Origin of the sequence: Fibrobacter sp., from assembly GCF_017551775.1 — a bacterium.
Classification (GTDB): domain Bacteria; phylum Fibrobacterota; class Fibrobacteria; order Fibrobacterales; family Fibrobacteraceae; genus Fibrobacter.
In genome coordinates this window covers 13,174-29,830 of record NZ_JAFZKX010000068.1, presented here as the reverse complement: position 1 = coordinate 29,830, position 16,657 = coordinate 13,174, and the positions used below count along the sequence as shown (strand labels likewise).

15 protein-coding genes and 1 tRNA gene are annotated in these 16,657 nt (G+C 55.2%); 6 read left to right on the top strand and 10 right to left on the bottom strand.

Going from position 1 to position 16,657, the window contains the following annotated elements:
- Positions 1-65 precede the first annotated feature (65 nt).
- The 6 genes from IK012_RS08055 to IK012_RS08030 all read right to left on the bottom strand — a co-directional run bounded on the left by IK012_RS08055 (position 66) and on the right by IK012_RS08030 (position 8,347).
- A tRNA-Val gene (locus tag IK012_RS08055) sits at positions 66-140 on the bottom strand.
- A gap of 6 nt (positions 141-146) precedes the next feature.
- On the bottom strand, positions 147-344 hold the full coding sequence (locus IK012_RS08050; protein WP_290952898.1) for a hypothetical protein: 198 nt from the start codon (positions 342-344) through the stop codon (positions 147-149).
- Between the two features lie 98 nt (positions 345-442).
- Positions 443-955: a hypothetical protein gene (locus IK012_RS08045; protein WP_290952895.1), complete on the bottom strand. Its 513-nt coding sequence runs from the start codon at positions 953-955 to the stop codon at positions 443-445.
- 10 nt (positions 956-965) lie between these two features.
- Positions 966-2,060, bottom strand: coding sequence for a hypothetical protein (locus IK012_RS08040; RefSeq protein ID WP_290952893.1), 1,095 nt, complete (start codon positions 2,058-2,060; stop codon positions 966-968).
- A gap of 137 nt (positions 2,061-2,197) precedes the next feature.
- The gene (locus IK012_RS08035; protein ID WP_290952890.1) at positions 2,198-3,793 is read right to left on the bottom strand and encodes an ABC-F family ATP-binding cassette domain-containing protein; all 1,596 of its coding nucleotides are present in this window, start codon (positions 3,791-3,793) and stop codon (positions 2,198-2,200) included.
- Positions 3,794-3,913: 120 nt separating this feature from the next.
- Complete coding sequence (locus IK012_RS08030; protein ID WP_290952885.1) at positions 3,914-8,347, bottom strand: acyl-CoA dehydratase activase; 4,434 nt, start codon at positions 8,345-8,347, stop codon at positions 3,914-3,916.
- 229 nt (positions 8,348-8,576) lie between these two features.
- Between IK012_RS08030 and ruvX the strand changes: the two genes are divergently transcribed.
- A complete protein-coding gene (ruvX, locus tag IK012_RS08025) occupies positions 8,577-8,990 on the top strand; it encodes a Holliday junction resolvase RuvX (protein ID WP_290952882.1) in 414 nt (137 codons plus the stop codon).
- 9 nt (positions 8,991-8,999) lie between these two features.
- Here ruvX and IK012_RS08020 read toward each other — a convergent pair whose 3' ends face one another.
- Positions 9,000-9,344, bottom strand: coding sequence for a helix-turn-helix domain-containing protein (locus IK012_RS08020; RefSeq protein WP_290952879.1), 345 nt, complete (start codon positions 9,342-9,344; stop codon positions 9,000-9,002).
- Between the two features lie 192 nt (positions 9,345-9,536).
- On the opposite strand from IK012_RS08020, the gene dapB reads away from it, so the two are divergent.
- From dapB to IK012_RS08000, 4 genes are all read left to right on the top strand, one after another.
- A complete protein-coding gene (gene dapB, locus IK012_RS08015; RefSeq protein ID WP_290952876.1) occupies positions 9,537-10,367 on the top strand; it encodes a dihydrodipicolinate reductase in 831 nt (276 codons plus the stop codon).
- A gap of 99 nt (positions 10,368-10,466) precedes the next feature.
- Positions 10,467-11,483 carry an ABC transporter permease subunit gene (locus IK012_RS08010; protein ID WP_290952874.1) on the top strand — a complete coding sequence of 339 codons (1,017 nt, stop codon included), beginning with the start codon at positions 10,467-10,469 and terminating at the stop codon, positions 11,481-11,483.
- Positions 11,484-11,691: 208 nt separating this feature from the next.
- Entirely contained in the window at positions 11,692-12,714 is a 1,023-nt protein-coding gene (locus IK012_RS08005; RefSeq protein WP_290952872.1) for a phosphotransferase, read from the top strand.
- Between the two features lie 38 nt (positions 12,715-12,752).
- Complete coding sequence (locus IK012_RS08000) at positions 12,753-13,175, top strand: PTS sugar transporter subunit IIA (protein ID WP_290952870.1); 423 nt, start codon at positions 12,753-12,755, stop codon at positions 13,173-13,175.
- Between the two features lie 13 nt (positions 13,176-13,188).
- Here IK012_RS08000 and IK012_RS07995 read toward each other — a convergent pair whose 3' ends face one another.
- From IK012_RS07995 to IK012_RS07985, 3 genes are read right to left on the bottom strand one after another with little or no spacing between them, the layout of a single operon-like run.
- On the bottom strand, positions 13,189-14,652 hold the full coding sequence (locus IK012_RS07995; RefSeq protein ID WP_290952867.1) for a hypothetical protein: 1,464 nt from the start codon (positions 14,650-14,652) through the stop codon (positions 13,189-13,191).
- Complete coding sequence (locus IK012_RS07990) at positions 14,646-15,635, bottom strand: glycosyltransferase family 2 protein (protein ID WP_290952865.1); 990 nt, start codon at positions 15,633-15,635, stop codon at positions 14,646-14,648. Before IK012_RS07990 ends, IK012_RS07995 begins: the two co-directional genes overlap by 7 nt.
- The gene (locus IK012_RS07985) at positions 15,632-16,573 is read right to left on the bottom strand and encodes a glycosyltransferase (protein ID WP_290952862.1); all 942 of its coding nucleotides are present in this window, start codon (positions 16,571-16,573) and stop codon (positions 15,632-15,634) included. The genes IK012_RS07990 and IK012_RS07985 overlap by 4 nt, the downstream gene beginning before the upstream one ends.
- Between IK012_RS07985 and IK012_RS13610 the strand changes: the two genes are divergently transcribed.
- The gene (locus tag IK012_RS13610; protein WP_367273785.1) at positions 16,557-16,628 is read left to right on the top strand and encodes a hypothetical protein; all 72 of its coding nucleotides are present in this window, start codon (positions 16,557-16,559) and stop codon (positions 16,626-16,628) included. The genes IK012_RS07985 and IK012_RS13610 overlap by 17 nt on opposite strands.
- Positions 16,629-16,657 lie beyond the last annotated feature (29 nt).

The window sequence follows — 16,657 nt, the reverse complement described above, 5'->3', positions numbered from 1 at the left end:
CGTGACAGGCCGGTGCTCTAACCAAAATTGAGCTACCACCCCAAATCGTTTCCGATTTTCGGTAGTGGGCGATAACGGATTCGAACCGCTGACATTCTGCTTGTAAGGCAGACGCTCTGAACCAACTGAGCTAATCGCCCGGGATTTTACTCCTGCTTGTCCTGCTTTTTGCCGGTGAAGAGGATTCCGATGGGAATCACGACCATGTAGGCAATTACCAGGATAATCGGTGCAACCGTGAGACTGACCGGATTGTCTGCGGGGCCTGTGGCGAGGCAGAGGAACCCGATGACGAGCAGTAAAACGCCGATGGCAATAAGAATGATATTCTTTCGATTCAACATCTACTACGTCCTTTTGGTTACGTGCCAAATATAAAAATATTTCACTTGTTGTCAACTAGAAACGGCGGCTGCGGGCAAAAAAAATAGCCCGCAAACGCTTAATATTCCGGCATGACCGGTGGTGCGACTTGAACTTGGGGTTCCGGCTGTTTTTCTGGTACATTCTCCGGCTGCGAAACGGCATCCCAGGCGCTGTTGCCGTTCTCGAACGGGGACTTGCTCCAGTCGACGGTCTTGGTTTCGGTGATTGCGCCGTTCACGATTTCGTTATTGTAATCGACAGGGATGTAAACATTTTTGGGATAGGCCTGGTATATGTAAAGAGAGGTGAAGTACGTTGCGAATCCCCAGAGGAAAGATTCCGTTGTGATTTGGCGCCTGATCGTCTTTTTGCCTACGACGGTTCCGTTCTTGACGGCCTCGAGTTCTATGCGGTGTGGCACTCCATGTTGGGTTATGGAGCAGTCCTGGCTGTCTTCGCAGAGCAGGACGCCGTTACCGTAAATCTGGTAGCTTTGGCCGTCGGTCGTGTGCAGGTGCGTGCGGCTCAGGTAGCACCCGCTAAGCGAGAGCGCGACTACCGAAATTATGGCGATTGCAGCGATACGCATGCGTCAAACCCTAGAAGCCGTAACCGATCTTGAGGTTGAACATGAAGCCCTGGAGCAGCTTGTTGGATTCGCTGGGCAGGTCGATGTTGTTGAAATAGTAATCGTTCCACTGCTCGTTGGAAACTTCGCGCTTGGCTTCCGTGAGCTTGAAGAAGTTCACGAAGTATTTCGCCTCGAGGAAGAGGACGATGTTGCTTGCGCGGTTGAACATCAGGCCGCCGCCGACAAAGGCGCCGATACCGGATTTCGAATCCGTGTAGGATTCTTTTTCCGTGCGGGTCGTTGTCCTGATGTTGTTGGTGGAGCGATCGTATTCTTCCACGATGTTCGAATGGGAGACTTCAGAGGTGTATTCGACTGCGGCGTAGTTCATGCCGGCACCGAGATAGGGGGCGATGAACTTGCGACCGAAGGCGTAGTAGGCTGAAATCTCGAAGTCTCCGTAGACGTAGCTGGATTGCTCGTCGATGCCGCGAAGACTCACGTCGAGGCCGATGAGGAAACTCTGGGTGTCGTACATGCCGAAGATGTCTATGCCGGGAACCATTTCGACGGAGGGGGAGAGCGGGAGCATGCCGCCGAGTCCGACGCCGAAGTAGGAGTACGCCTTCAGGTGCTTGCGACGCTTGTTCTCTTGTTCGGTGACGTTGTAGATGTCTTGGTTGGTTGTGGCTTTTTCCTTAGTGCCGACGGTGCGCGCCATGCGCTGGATGATGGGGTCGAAATCGTCGGGATTGGCCGCCTTCATGCGGTCTTGCCAGATGGGCGATTCGTTGCTCGTGTTGTAGAGCTTGAACGAGAGGATGACGTGTTCGCCCAGGCGCGTGAATTCGGCGATGAGAATCTTGGAGCATCCCTTTTCCGTGGCCTTTTTCTTTACAGTTTCGAAATTGCCGATGTCGACGCTGTCGCTTGCGGTACCTACGATAAGGACAAAACGTCCGTCGTCTTCGATATAGGTCTTCATCAATTTCTGGGCGGCGATACCGTAGTCGTTGTGGATATTGGTGGTGCCGACGGGAGGCATATAGACCTTTTCTGCGGCAAAAGTGCTAACGGTAAATATGGCAGCGATGGCTACGAGAGTTCGAATAAATGCTGTCATGAAGTTCTCCTTTTTATTGTTTTGCGAGTAAAATATATTTTTCCAAGCCCAAAAAAAGGCCCTTCTGGATGAAGGGCCATATAGCTGATTTATGTGCAAAAAACAGGCGATGAACAGCAATCGTTCCGGACGTTTTTTTACTTTTTCCTCGTTTTTTTGCTTTCAAGCCATTCGTCGAAGGTGATGCTGCGGTCGAGCACTCCGTTCGGCGTGAGTTCGAGGACACGGTTTGCGACAGTTTGTACAAATTCGTGGTCCTGCGAGCAGAAGATGATGGGGCCCTGGAATGCGGTGAGGCCGTTGTTGAGGGCCGTAATGGCTTCCAAGTCGAGGTGTGCCGTCGGTTCGTCGAGCAAGAGGCAGTTCGCGTTGCTGAGCATCATGCGGCTGAGCATGCAGCGCACCTTTTCGCCACCGGAAAGGACGTTCGCGCTCTTGAGGGCTTCTTCGCCGGTGAAGAGCATGCGGCCGAGGAACCCGCGGATGAAGGTTTCGTCCTGTTCCTTGCTGTACTGGCGCAGCCAATCCACGAGGGAGAGGTCGCAGCCGAAGTAGGCGTCGTTGTTCTTCGGGAAGTAGCTGTAGCTGATGGTGTTGCCCCACTTGAGCACGCCTTCGGGAGCCTTCGTCTCTTCGGCGATAAGCTGGAAGAAGGCCGTCTTGAGCGTGTCGTATTCACCGACGAGCGCGACCTTGTCCCCGTTATTGAGGCTGAAGTTGAGGCCCTTGCAGATGATGCCGTCGCCACCGTCGATGTCGGCGTTCTTGACTTCGAGCACGATCTTGCCCGGTTCGCGTTCCATCTTGAAGTTGACCCACGGGAACTTGCGGCTCGATGCCGGCATTTCTTCGACGGTCATCTTGTCGAGGAGTTTTTTGCGGCTTGTGGCCTGCTTGGCCTTGGCTGCGTTAGAGGCGAAGCGGCGGATGAACGCCTTCAATTCTTCAATCTTTTCTTCGGCGCGGCGGTTCTGGTCCTTGCGCTGCTTCTGGGCGAGCTGGCTAGCTGCGTACCAGAATTCGTAGTTACCGCCGTAGATGTTGATTTTGCCGTAGTCGATATCGCAGGTGTGCGTGCAGACCGCATTGAGGAAGTGACGGTCGTGGCTCACCACGATGACGATGTTCTCGAAGCGTTCGAGGTAGTCTTCGAGCCAGCCGACGGTTTCGAGGTCAAGGTGGTTCGTCGGTTCGTCGAGCAGGAGGATATCGGGGTTGCCGAAGAGGGCCTGGGCGAGGAGGACGCGGATTTTCTGGCCGCCGTCGAGGTCTGCCATGAGGCTGTAGTGGAATTCTTCGGGGATGCCGAGGCCCTTGAGGAGCACGGCTGCGCTGGAATCGGCTTCGTAACCGCCGATTTCGCCGAAGCGGGTTTCGATTTCCATCGCCTGCATGCCCTGTTCTTCGGTCATTTCGGGCAGGGCGTAAAGTTCATCGCGCTTCTTGCTGAGTTCGTAGAGCTCGGGGAAGCCCATCATCACGGTTTCGAGAACGGTGTTCTGTTCGTAGGCGAAGTGGTCCTGCTTGAGGACGGCGATGCGTTCGCCCGGATCCTTGGTGACCTCGCCGGTGTTGGGTTCGAGTTCGCCCGAAAGGATCTTGAGGAAGGTTGACTTGCCGGCGCCGTTCGCGCCGATGACTCCGTAGCAGTTGCCGCGCTTGAACGAGAGGTTCACTTCCTTGAAGAGGACTCGGCTACCGTATTGAAGACTGACATTAGAGACGTTTAACATGTGTTATTTCTTTAGTTGTTAGTCACTAGTCAATGGTCAATAGAACTTAGCTAGGCGCCAAAGGCGCTTTTATCTAACTAAGAACTAGTGACTAATGACCAATAACTTTTGTTCTTTCATTTAAGCTTGGTTCGCTTTTTCCAGTTCGCGCGCATTGATGATGAGCATCTGGAGACGGTTTTCGATGTTCGCGAAACTCGTATCCGGATCGTAGTCGAGGCTCAAAATCTGTATGTGCGGGCAGCGTTCCTTCACGGCCTTGGTGAGGCCGCGGCCACTGATGTGGTTCGCAAGGCAGGCGAACGGCTGCAGGATGATGTAGCTGTTCACGCCGTGCTGCGCGTTGTACAGGATTTCGCCCGGGATGAGCCAGCCTTCGCCGGTGTTGTATGTCGGGTCGATGATATCCGAGACATAGTTCACCAGTTCGTAGCAGTCGGCGTGGTGCTCATAGAGCTTGAACTTGTGCATGGACTTGCGGGCGGTTTCCACGGCGTGGGTGTAGACCCTGGCCGTCACGCCGCCTTCCACGCGGTCCATGAGCGGGTTCGCCGAGAAGCCGCGCTTGATCTTTTCGCTGCGCACCACTTCGTCGACGCGGAAGAAGTCCGTCATGCCGGGGAGGTAGACTTCCATCCCGTTGTTCATGAGGTATTCTTCCACGAATCCGTTTGCACTCGGGTGGTAGTTCATGAGGATTTCACCGAGCACGGCGACACGAGGCTTGCGGATGCCCCTTCTGCGTTCGGGGGTAATCTCGATGGCGTTGAATGCGTCGATGCACTGTTCGAAGACTTCGATGAGCTTGGAGGGGCGCACCAGCTGAGAGGTGGTGAGGTGGCCTGCAACGGCGATCACCTTCGGCATCCATTCATCGTAAACCTTCTGGGTTTCGCCCTTGTTGACTTCGTAGGGGCGAACCGCGCGGTACATCGTCTCGATGGCATCCATGGTGACGAGGCCCCACAGCATGTGGAGACGGAAGTCGAGGCCCAGCTGGAAGCCGGGATGCATGCCCTTGTAGTCGATACCGGTGGTGATGATGGTGACGTCCTTGAATCCGGCTTCGTCGAGCGCCTTGCGGGCGAGCACGGCGTACTGCACGGCGCGGCAGTTTTCGCAGTTCTTCGCGAGGCACATCGAGACGGATTTCTGCGGAACGTTGGGATGATCGACGAGCCACTTGAGCGCTTCGCCGATGTTCACCTGGCAGGGGAAGCAGATATCGTTGTGGACAAACTTCTTGCCGAGCTCGATGGCCTTCTTGTCGGCCACGGGCAGGTATTCGGCGATGTAGCCTTCGCGCTTCATGTATTCGCTCGCGAGCACGGTAAATGCGGGCGAGAGGTTCGGCGTCAAGATGCGGCGGCGGGTCTTGTCCTCGGGGAGGAACGGCGTATGGTACAGCGGTTCCTTGCTTTCGGGCTTGTCGGGGAGGTTCGCCGCACGGCGGGCCTTCACCGTCTCGATGAAGCTCTTGATGCGGATTCCCACCGGGCCGCGGGCGTCGCCTTCGTCGAGCTTGAGCATGAGCATTTCCTTGTTGGAATCAAGGTGCAGCATGCGCATCATTTCGTCGGTCAAGATGGAATCGTGACCGCAACCGAAGCTCACGATCTGGGCAAGTTCGATGTTCGGGTCCTTCGCCGCAATCATGGTGGCGCCAATCATGCGGAGGTGGAACGTGTTCTTGATTTCGATACGGGTGTGGTTCGGCACATCCTGGTCGTACACGCCCGGGAGCGATTCGGTGGTGAGCACCGGGATGCCCATGGCGGTAAAGTGGCTTGCGATGTTGTGGTTGATGAGCGTATCCGCATGGTACGGACGGCCCGCAATCACGACGGCGAAGGTGTTCTTCGCGCGAACGTCGTCAAGAATCTTCTGGCCTTCTTCCAGGAGCGTGGTACGGTAGCTGTTGAGGGCCTTTTCGCCTTCGTCGACGGCCTTGTTCAGGAGCTTCTTGTCGAGATTCCAGTGTTCGTGGAACCAGTCGACGGTCTGGCTGCGGCGGAGCTTCGTGTTGAACCAGTGGAAAATCGGCTGGTCCATCGGCACGCCGTAGTTCTTTTCGGGCTCGTCGGTGTTCTTGCACACGTTCGGGTAGGCCTGCACCACGGGGCACACGGAGGTGGCGGTAAACTTGGTGTGGTCGCTCGGGATGGCGATCATCATCGGGAAGAAAATGCGGTCGACCTTCTTTTCGATGAGGCTGAGCACGTGGCCGTGCACGAGCTTTGCCGGGAAGCAGACCGTGTCGGAGGGCACGCTGTGGAGGCCCGCTTCGAACATCTTGTAGTCGCTCTGGCGGCTCACGACGACGGTGTAACCGAGGCTTGTGAAGAAAGCCTTCCAGAAGGGGAGGGATGCCCAGAATTCGAGCGCGCGCGGGATACCGATGGTCTTGCCCGTGTTCTCGACGAGCTTGGCCGGGGCGTAGTCCTTCACCAGGAGCTGGTTCGTGCGCTTGATCATGTCGGGCACGGACTGCATCTTCTTGTTGATTTCGGCGATGAGGGCCTTCGTCTTCGGGTCGTTCGGGTCGGCGGTGACTTCGCCGCGTTCGCAGCGGTTGCCGGTGACGAAGCTCTGGCCGTCGCTGAAGGTCACGATGGTGCGCGAGCAGTGGTTGGTGCAGTACTGGCAGAGCTGGCCCGGCTGGTTGTGCCAGCTGAATGTCCTCATGGCGTCAAGCCCGATGAAGCTCGACTTGAGTTCCGGGTTCTCCTTGCGGCGCTCTTCCATGAACTTGCGGGTGAGGAGCGCGATACCGATAGCGCCCATTTCGCCCGGACGTTCGGGACGGATGGGCTTGAGGCCGGTGTACTGCTCGAAGGCGCGGAGGACCGCGTTGTTCTTGAAGGTACCGCCCTGCACCACGACCTTCTTGCCGAGGGTGTTCAGGTTGCGGATGCGGATGACCTTCGTAAAGACGTTATTGATGATGGAACGGCAGATACCCGCGATGATGTCTTCGGGCTGCTTGCCGTCGCGCTGTTCCGTGATGATGGAACTGTTCATGAACACCGTACAGCGGCTGCCGAGCTGCGAGGGGCTCTTCGCGTTGAAAGCGAGTTCTGCGATCTTTTCCATCGGGATGCCGAGGCTGCGGGCGTAGGTCTCGATGAACGAACCGCAACCCGAGGAGCAAGCCTCGTTCAGGATGATGCCGGTGACGACGCCGTCCTGGACGGAGATGGCCTTCATGTCCTGGCCACCGATGTCGAGGATGAAGCTCACGTCGGGGCAGAGGCGCTGGGCGGCGTTCGCGTGCGCGACCGTTTCCACGGTATGGTAGTCGGCATGGACGGCCTTCGCGAAGAGCTGTTCACCGTAACCGGTGGTTCCCACGCCCAGGATGTTGAGCTTGCAGCCGTATTCTTCGTAGCGGTCGGCAAGTTCGTTCATGGCGCGCTTCAAGACGGCGAGTGGTTCACCGTCGTTGCTCGCGTAGAAGCCGTCGATCACCTTGTCCTGCTCGTCGAGGAGCACGAATTTCGTGGTGGTGGAACCGGCGTCGATACCCAGGTAGGCGTTGATGGTAGAACCCGAAGCTGGCTGCGGGTAGTGGTTGTCCGCCATCTTGTGTTCTTCGAGGAACATCTTGTATTCGGCGTCGTTCTTGAAGAACAGGTCGGCTGCGGCCTTGGCCTTGTTTTCGGCCTGGCGGGTCTCGTTGAAGTGCACGAGCGCGTCGAGCGAGCCTTCCATGCGGTACTGGCATTCCTGGCCTGCGAACATGGAGCCCAGCGAGAGGGCTGCACCCATGGCCACGAGCACTTCGGAGTGTTCCGGCACGATGGCCTGTTCGTCGGAGATGCCCAGGCGTTCCTTGAATGCGCGGACGAGCGTCGGGTTGAACGTGAGCGGGCCACCCTCGAAAATCACGGGCGGCTTGATTTCCATACCCTGGGCGAGACCGCCGATGGTCTGCTTCGCGATGGCGTGGAAGCTCGAAAGGGCGATATCTTCCTTGGCGACACCGTTATTGAGCATCGGCTGGATGTCGGTCTTCGCGAACACGCCGCAACGGCCCGAAATCTCGTAGACCTTCTGGCCGCGCTTGGCGAACCCTTCGAAGGCCTCGGTCTTGATGCGGAGGAGTTCCGCCACCTGGTCGATAAATGCGCCGGTACCGCCAGCACACACGCCGTTCATGCGCATGTCAGATGCGATGAGTTTGCCGGTAGTCTTGTCTTTTTCGAAGAAAACGACCTTCGCGTCTTGACCGCCGAGTTCGATGGCGACCCTGGATTCGGGATAGGTGGCGCGCACGGCGAGGGCGTTCGCGACGACTTCCTGTACGAAGAAGGCGTGCGTGGCCTCGGCGAACGGCTGGCCTCCGCTACCGCAGAAGGCGACCCTAAAGTTTTTGTCGGGGAAAAGACCGTGCGCCTCCCTGAGGACCTCGTGGACCTTTTTCGCCTGCATGGCGTTGTGGCGCTGGTACGTGTAGTGCAAAAGCTTGTTGGTCTCGGGATCGACGACCGCAATCTTCACGGTGGTGGAACCTACGTCCACGCCGACCCACAAATCGTTCTTCAAATTGCTCATAGTGGGGGGAAATTTAGCAAAAGTTACTAGTTACTAGTTCTTAGTTACTAGAAAATCGGGCGATGAAATGTAAAAAAAGACTTAAAAATGAACTGTTGTTGATTATTGCGTCTTTTTCACGATTTTGTTATATTGTTTTGGTGTTTTCAAATTAAAACAGCATTCAATAATTCCTTTTCTTGTAACTCGTAACTAGGAACTCAGAACTGCGGCATAGCCGCAATCAACTATGAATTACCTGGCCCTTGATTATGGCGAACATCGTGTTGGAGTCGCATTTGCCGATTCCGAACTGCGCATGGCTTTTTCCCGCGAGACGATTGACCAGAAGACGACAAACTTGTTTGTCCGGCTAGACGAACTGGTGAAGATAAACAAGATTGACGCATTCGTGGTGGGGATGCCCTATCATCCGGATGGCCGCACTGACGGCAAGAACGTTGTGGTGGAGAAGTTTGTCGAGGACCTGAAGCTCCGTTTTCCGGGGATTCCTGTTTACACGCAGGACGAATCGTATTCGAGCGTGCAGGCGCAGGAAAAGACTTCGCATTTCAGCAAGAAGAAAAAGCAGAAGAACAAGGCGGTGATTGACCAGCTGGCTGCAGCCATTATTTTGCAGCGTTGGCTTGACGAAAATGCTTAGCGCAGCCGGCTATTTGCTGGGGTTGTTTTTCTTTTTTTTGCTAGTCTGCTTGATGTAATCAAGGTATTTTTTCTTGTCGGCGGCTTCGCGTATGGGCAAGGCATCCTTTTCGTAGGTCTTGAAAAGATCGCTCAAAAAGTCCGAAGGGTCGTCGTAAAGAACTTTCAGAACGTTGTAGAGGTCGAACGCTACTGGCGTTTTTAGACCTCTTTCCCATTTTCCTATAGTGATTCTTGAAATGCCGGATTTGATGCTGATGTATAACTGTGAAAGGTCCAACTGCGCTCGCCGTGCTAGGATAATTTGCGCGAGGGCTTTGTCGAATGCACGTTCTTCATCAGTTTTTCGTTTCATGGATGATAATTTTAAGGAATTACACCCACAATTTGTGATACCATATGTTATCCATTTTCTGCAAACACCGTAAAAATTTTATTACGCGCGACTAGATTGGCATTAAATCTTTTAAGTCGCTTTTTTTCTTGATACGATTATTAAAGGTGGCGTATTTAATTATTTTTGCGTTTAAAAAAAACAGGAGTTTTTATGTCCGTACAAGTGATGGTTAATGGTATTCCGGGTAGCATGGGCCGCATCGTGGCCGAAACGTGCGTCGCCCGCGGTTTGGAACTCGTCCCGTATTCCTTGACGGGTGAAATTATCGTGGAAAACGAAGCCGAAGTGGCGGGGAAGACCATCCAGCTTTTGAAGCCCTCTAACCGTGAAGCCCGCATCGGCGAGGTGCTTGCGAAGTACCCGAACATGATTTGCATCGACTATACGCACCCGACGGCCGTGAACGACAATGCCGCCTTCTACGTGAACCACAAGATTCCGTTCGTGATGGGCACGACCGGCGGTGATCGCGAAGCGCTTGCCAAACTCGTGGCCGACGCGAACCACCCGAGCGTCATCGCCCCGAACATGGCCAAGCAGATTGTCGCCTTCCAGATGATGATTGAGTTTCTCGCCAAGGAATTCCCGACTGCGTTCAACGGCTACAAGCTCTCCGTGGTTGAAAGCCACCAGAAGACCAAGGCCGACACGAGCGGTACGGCTAGGGCCGTGGTGGGCGACTTCCAGAAGATGGGCTTTGACTTCTCTGTGGACGACATCGAAAAGGTGCGTAACGAGAAGGAACAGATGGAACGCATGCACGTGCCCGAGGAATACCTCGGCGGTCACGCCTTCCACACCTACAGCCTCGACAGCGAAGACGGCACGGTGCATTTCGAATTCCAGCACAACGTGTGCGGCCGCAAGATTTACGCCGAAGGCACCGTGGATGCCGTGAACTTCCTCGCATGCCACATCGCGAACGGCACCGCCAAGCCCTTCAACATGATGGACGTGCTCCGTTCCGGAAAGATGCGTTAGTGTGAGTTACTAGTTCCTAGTTCTGAGTTACTAGAGATTTATAAATTAAGAAGTCTAGTAACTAGTAACTAAGAACTGTGAACTTGCCGAAGGCAAACTATGAGATCCTATATCCTCCGCCGCTTGCTGCTCATGATCCCGACGCTCATCGGGATTTCTCTGGTGTGCTTTATTCTCATCCAGATGTTGCCGGGCGGCCCCGTGGAGGAAATGATTTCGCGTGCGCAGCAGGCCGCGGCAATGAAGGGCGGGGTGGATGCCTCGAAGGCTTTGTCGCCCGACCAAATAGCGCAAATCCAGGCGTACTTCGGTTTTGACCAGCCCGCCTGGAAGCGTTACCTCACGTGGCTATGGAACGTGCTGCACCTGGACTTGGGCTCGAGCTACACCTACGGTCTTCCGGTCTGGGACGTCATTGTGAGCCGCTTCCCGATTTCGCTCTTCTTCGGTATCACGTCGTTCTTCCTGAGCTACCTGGTCTGTATACCGCTTGGCCTCTGGAAGGCGGTGCATCACGGGAGCAAACTCGATTCGCTCAGTTCGGGAGTGATATTCTCGGGCTACGTGATGCCGGGATATGCGCTCGGCATTCTGCTCATCATCTTCCTTGCGGGCGGTTCGTATTTGGATATATTCCCGCTGGGTGGTCTCACGAGCGACGACTTTGAGGACTTCAGTTTCTTCGGGAAAATCGTGGATCTCGGGCACCATTTGATCCTCCCGATTTTCTGTTACATGATTAGCGAGTTCGCGTTCCTGACCTTCCTCATGAAGAACTCGGCACTCGAGGAACTGGGCAAGGACTATATGCGCACGGCCCTCGCGAAGGGCATGAGCTTTAACCAAGCGCTCGTACGCCATGCGCTCCGCAACGCGCTTATTCCTATTGCGACCCGCCTTTCCGAAATCTGCACGCTCATGTTCGCGGGCGCGCTCCTTATCGAAAAGGTCTTCGATATCGACGGCATGGGGCTTTTGTATTACAATTCCATGGTGAATCGCGATTATAACGTTGTTATGGGAATCATCTTCCTGAGCAGCCTTATGGCCATGATTGGGCGCTTGTTTAGCGATATCCTGTACACGCTAGTGGACCCGAGAATCAAGTTCTCGTAGCAACTTATTGGTCGCTGGTCGCTAGTTCCTGGCCTCTAGCTCTTATAATCGCGCCGCAGGCGCCTAATTAAAACTAGTAACTAATGACTGGTAACTATTAACTTCCTTTTACTATATGGCACTCCTACGGAGTGTATATAGTTCGGCTCGGCCATGCCAAAGTATAAATGCTTTGTCGCGTCGCTCGCCTTTTTCTATATTCACTAACATGAGTAACGAATCCTTGCAAATTTCTCCTGTTATCAAAGGCTACCTGCTTTCCCGCGGCTATACCGAGAATTTCACCGTTTCCCCGATTGCGGGTGCGGGCTCGGGCCGCCAGTATTTCCGTATTTCCGAAGGTGGCAAGTCCTGCGTGTTGCAGGTCTGCGCCGAAGTCAATGAAGACTTCAGGCATTTTGTTGATTTCTCCAAGACCTTCCGCAGCTACGGTTTGCCGGTGCCGCAGGTCTTTGCCGTCGACGAGACCGCCTGCCAGGTGCTGCAGGAGGATTTGGGCAAGCGAAACCTGCTGGACGAAGTGGCGCCCGTGAACGAGGGTGTCCGTTCCGGTAACGAGAGAATTCTTTATCCGACGGTCATCGACGCGCTTGTCAAGTGGCAGGATGCGAGTCAGCCGATTTTCAGTTCGCATACAGAACTCTGGATTCGTCGTTTTGATTTTGCCGCCCTCAAGTGGGAGACGGATTACTTTACGGAAAATTACTTGAAGGGACATTGCGGTCTGAATGAAATTCCGCAGGGTGTCAAGAATTTCTTCTCGCTCCTGGCCGTGGCCGTGGACGCCCAGCCCAAGGTGCTGATGCACCGCGACTTCCAGAGCCAGAACATCATGGTACGCCCGAATTCCGAAATCGCCTTCGTCGATTTCCAGGGTGCCCGCCGTGGTTCCGCTTTCTACGATATCGCGAGCCTCCTGTGGGATCCGTACGTGTGCCTGCCGGTTGAAATGATCAAGGATTTCTTTGAATACTGGCGCATGCACAACAAGCGTGTACAGGCTTATACCAAGGAAGATGCTTGGGATAGCTTTATCCAGGCCAGTTTGCAGCGCTTGATGCAGGCGCTCGGTGCCTACTGCTTCCTCAGCAAGGTGAAGGGAATCAAGAAATTCGAACAGTACATCGAACCGGGCAAGCGCCAGTTGAGGGCTCTGTTTGCAGAGTTCAAGCTGATTGTCAAGGCGACCGAACCGGAAGCGCTGGAGTTCATGGAGAAGGCGCTGGCCTAGGGCTGGCGTAAAGCTCCGAAGGTTGGTTTGTCTCTCGAATGGTTCCTGTTTACTTTAAGCACTATCCTTCATCTGAAACATTCAATCGCGCTCTGGGTTACGCCTACGATGCGCTTGTCCATGCTGGTGTCGCCTTCGATGCGAATGCGGCTTGGAAGGCCCTCACGGAACGCATATCGCAGGGAATCTACATGGGCGAGGGGCTTCTGCTGCCCCATACGCGCATTGCGGGACTGAAGACTCCGCTGATGGCTTTTGCCGTATGCCCGGCGGGCTTTAGCGGGATAGCTGTTCGCAACAATGATTTGGCGCAGTTCCTGTGCGTGCTGCTTTCACCGGCGGAATCCGCGACTGCGCATACGCAGGTCATTGCGAGCATGGCGAAACTCCTGCTTGATCCCGAATGGAAAAAGAAAGCCCTCGCCGCCGATAGCGACGAGGCCGTTAAACTGCTTTTTTAATTGACTCAGATTTTTACCACTGCAGGGAACCGCTCGCCGATGCCCTGTAGCCTTCGTAGTCTCCGAAGTAGCGCGTGTAGCCTGCGCGGAAGCTCATCCAGTGCCAAGGAGTAATTTCGAGCCTTGCGCCGAGTTCGGTGTAGCGGAGCGTGGTCTCTTCGTTGAGGAATACCTTGTTGATGGCGTCTTCGGGGCCGTGGATGTCGGTGATGTTTCCGCCGAATGCCGTATCTTTCGCGACGTTTCCCGTAAAGAACGTTGCATTGATGAATTTGTATGTAGCGCTCAGTTCGGCGTGGAATTCTTGGCTGTTGGGTCCCAGGTCGCTTCCGAGATTCTGCGAGTAGCTTGCGTAGGTGTATCCGCCGCCCTTGTGGTGCGTGTAGACCCAAGGTTCGATGCGCGTGTATTCCGTGAACATGTCGAGCCTTACCGGTCCAACGTAGAGGCTGTCGCGCGCGATACCGACCGTTGCACCCCACTTGTTGCCCCACCAGCTGTCGTCGAACATGCTCGTGGGCGTTTTCATGTCGTCCCAGAGGAGTTCGCCGTAGAATTCCCAGTGCGGCAACGTACGGACGCTCAGGTCGAATGCGAGAGATATGTTGTCCTGGTCGCCCTGGATGTGTTCCTGGAAATTGTACATGATGAACGGGAGGACGTAATTCCATTCGAAATCGCGATCGGTGCTGTCGGCATCGGCGTTGGGATTGGTGTGCGCCGGTTCCGTGGTGGATCCGTACAGCGCCGTTTCGGAAAGTCCGAGCGTGATGTTAAAGGGCAGGTGCAGGTCGAGCCTGTGCGCATGCATGTACTTGCCCTTGTTCTTCTTTTCGAAAAGCTTTGCGGCGTATTGCGAGTATTCGATGGGGCCGATTTCAAAACGGTAGCCGAAGTAGGGCGTGGGCGCCGGCCTCCAGATGCGGCTTGTCGTATCTTGCCACGGACGGTCGATGGATCTGTTGCCGCGCAGGATGACATGGTTGTAGCGCGCGGGACCGAATTCCAGGTAGTCGAATCCGGCGAGCAGCGTGACCGGCTTGAGCTGGTAGTCTATTTTGGCGGAGAACTGGTCCCAGGTGCGCCTGGTTTCGCTCTGCTTGTTGTAGGGAAGGCCTTCGCTCGGGTGGTAGAAGTTGTCGTTGATGTAGCGGTTCGTGTAGTCGTTGCTCACCATGACGCGGGCGTCGAAATGGAATGCCTGGGTGAAGTGGCCGTCGAGGAACAGGCGGACGAACATGGCGTTGTCGTAGTGCGTCGGGGCGTTCGCGAGGTTGGTGACGAGCACGGAATCCGAAATCTGCGCGCGGATGTTGACGAGATGGTTCTTGGCGGAATCCGCGAAGGAGATGTGCGTTACCGCGGGTTCTCCCTTTTTGGCGGCGAGACCTTCCGTGGCGAGGAGGCCGACAAAAATGGATAGAAGCATCGCCATGCGGGCTGTTTGTTTTGCGAGAATATTCATGAGCGTTACCATAGGGCTGTCTTCATCAGGGTGAAATGATGCTTGATGTATGCACGTGTTTCCCCGTTTCTGGTGCCGATGCAGCGGGGAAGGCTTGCAACGATGCGTACGAGGCTGCGGCAGAAGCGGAACGATTTGGAAAGCAGGAATCCGCGGAAGCCGAAATGTTTCTTGAATACGTACTGCTGCGCGCGGTCGTGCTGCAGTGCGCGTCTCGTATTGTTCTGGGCGGAACCGCCCCCCAGGTGCGTGAGGGGAATGTCGCCCGCGATGAAAAATCTTGTGCCGAGACGGCGCGCGCGGAGGGCTGCGTCTGCATCTTCGTAGTACATGAAGATTTTCTCGTCGAAGAATTTGCCTTCGGTATTATCCTTGCAGATGGCGTCGAAGAGGTCTTTCCCGAACATCCAGCATACCGCCGAGGTCCAGTGGACTTCGGCGAGGGATGCCTGCGAAGTCGCCTGCGGGACACCCTGCAAAATTTTGGCGGCGCCGTTCTCGTTTCGGAAGGCGTTCGTGAAAAACTTCAGGCTCCCGATTCCTTCGGGCCCGAGTCCCGCGAAATAGTTCGGCTGCTTGCTTCCGTCCGGATTCTTTACGGTTGGAGCTACGAGGGCGTATTTGCCGCCTTCGCCTTCGGCCATTTTTTGCGCCTGTTCCCAGGCGAGCCGCAGCTGCGGAAGGGTATCCGGTTTTAGCCTGGTGTCGTTGTTGAGCAGGCATACGGCATCGAACGATTCTCCGTCGCGGAGGAGCCCTTTGATGGCGAGGTTGTTCGCCGCGCCGAATCCGACGTTCGTCGGACTTGCGTACAGGTGTACGGCGGGGAAGTCTTTGCGGATGTTCTCGACGGTTTTGTCGGTACTCGCGTTGTCGGCGACCGCGACAACGAAATGCGCGGAATCGCCTAGCTGCGCTGCCAGGTCGTTCAGACAGTTCCGGGTCATTTCCCAACCGTTGAAGGTCACGAGAATTATGGCAGTCCTTCCGCTCATGATTTTTTCCAGATTCTTTTTGCGAGCGGAAGCCCGATGACGGTAAACAGAATTTTCTTGGTCAAGGCGAGTGCCGGAACTTTTTCGAAGAGGACCTTTCTGTTCGCGAAAACCCACGGGATTTCGAAGGGCATGAAGTAACGGTTCATGCGCTTTTGCGAAAGGTTCAGCAAGTGCTTCGTGAAGAGGATTTCGTCGGCAGTGAGCGAGAGCCGCTCGCAGTTTTCAAGAATCATCCTTAGCCAGCGCTGCTGAATTTCGAGCGTCTTGCTCATGGCCGGTGCGGGCTTTCCGCCGACCGCGTTTGAATCGTGCAGGCGGTATTGCACGACGGCATCGTCGATGGCCTTGATTCCGCCGTTCCTTTCGGCAATCATCGCGACCCAGCGGTCATGTACCGTGACGCCTTCCGGAATGGGGAGAATCATGTCGAGAAGCTCCGCCTTGAAAAGCGATAGGCATCCAGTTACATTGTTGATGCCCGCAATTTGCGCCTTGATGGGGATGGCTTTCTGGATGAGCGCTTCTTTGCGCCATGAATCGCGGATGACGTTTCCGCTTTTGTCGATGACTTCGGCGTCCCCGAAAACGAGTGCGCGGTTGCCGATTTCTTTTTCGAGTTTCTCGAGCTTGTCCGCCTTCCAGATGTCGTCCTGGTCGGCAAGGGCAATCAGGTCGCCTGGCCCTGCGTATTGCCTCGCGTGTTCGAGCCCGGTCGCGAATGCCTTGCAGTGCCCGCCGTTCTGCGCCTGTCTGAATATTTCGAGCGGGAGTTTTTCTTGGAAGGATTCGAGAATGCTGACGCTGGAATCCTGCGAGGCGTCGTTGATGGCGATGACTTTGTCGGCGGGACGGGTCTGGTTTACGAGAGATTGAAGCATCTCTTCCAGAAACCGCTCACCGTTGTAGGTCGCAAGGACGATGCATATGCGGCTCATTTCTGGGTTCCCCCGTCAAAAAGCTTGTCGAAAATGCGTGAGACGTTTTTCTTGAAGTCTTCGTCGGTACGGTCGAGGAAAAGC

Excerpts from the sequence above, each read along its gene's own strand:
- IK012_RS08050 (WP_290952898.1), bottom strand. The coding sequence starts at position 344 with ATGTTGAATCGAAAGAATATCATTCTTATTGCCATCGGCGTTTTACTG.
- IK012_RS08045 (WP_290952895.1), bottom strand. The coding sequence starts at position 955 with ATGCGTATCGCTGCAATCGCCATAATTTCGGTAGTCGCGCTCTCGCTT.
- IK012_RS08040 (WP_290952893.1), bottom strand. The coding sequence starts at position 2,060 with ATGACAGCATTTATTCGAACTCTCGTAGCCATCGCTGCCATATTTACC.
- IK012_RS08035 (WP_290952890.1), bottom strand. The coding sequence starts at position 3,793 with ATGTTAAACGTCTCTAATGTCAGTCTTCAATACGGTAGCCGAGTCCTC.
- IK012_RS08030 (WP_290952885.1), bottom strand. The coding sequence starts at position 8,347 with ATGAGCAATTTGAAGAACGATTTGTGGGTCGGCGTGGACGTAGGTTCC.
- ruvX (WP_290952882.1), top strand. The coding sequence starts at position 8,577 with ATGAATTACCTGGCCCTTGATTATGGCGAACATCGTGTTGGAGTCGCA.
- IK012_RS08020 (WP_290952879.1), bottom strand. The coding sequence starts at position 9,344 with ATGAAACGAAAAACTGATGAAGAACGTGCATTCGACAAAGCCCTCGCG.
- dapB (WP_290952876.1), top strand. The coding sequence starts at position 9,537 with ATGTCCGTACAAGTGATGGTTAATGGTATTCCGGGTAGCATGGGCCGC.
- IK012_RS08010 (WP_290952874.1), top strand. The coding sequence starts at position 10,467 with ATGAGATCCTATATCCTCCGCCGCTTGCTGCTCATGATCCCGACGCTC.
- IK012_RS08005 (WP_290952872.1), top strand. The coding sequence starts at position 11,692 with ATGAGTAACGAATCCTTGCAAATTTCTCCTGTTATCAAAGGCTACCTG.
- IK012_RS08000 (WP_290952870.1), top strand. The coding sequence starts at position 12,753 with ATGGTTCCTGTTTACTTTAAGCACTATCCTTCATCTGAAACATTCAAT.
- IK012_RS07995 (WP_290952867.1), bottom strand. The coding sequence starts at position 14,652 with ATGGTAACGCTCATGAATATTCTCGCAAAACAAACAGCCCGCATGGCG.
- IK012_RS07990 (WP_290952865.1), bottom strand. The coding sequence starts at position 15,635 with ATGAGCGGAAGGACTGCCATAATTCTCGTGACCTTCAACGGTTGGGAA.
- IK012_RS07985 (WP_290952862.1), bottom strand. The coding sequence starts at position 16,573 with ATGAGCCGCATATGCATCGTCCTTGCGACCTACAACGGTGAGCGGTTT.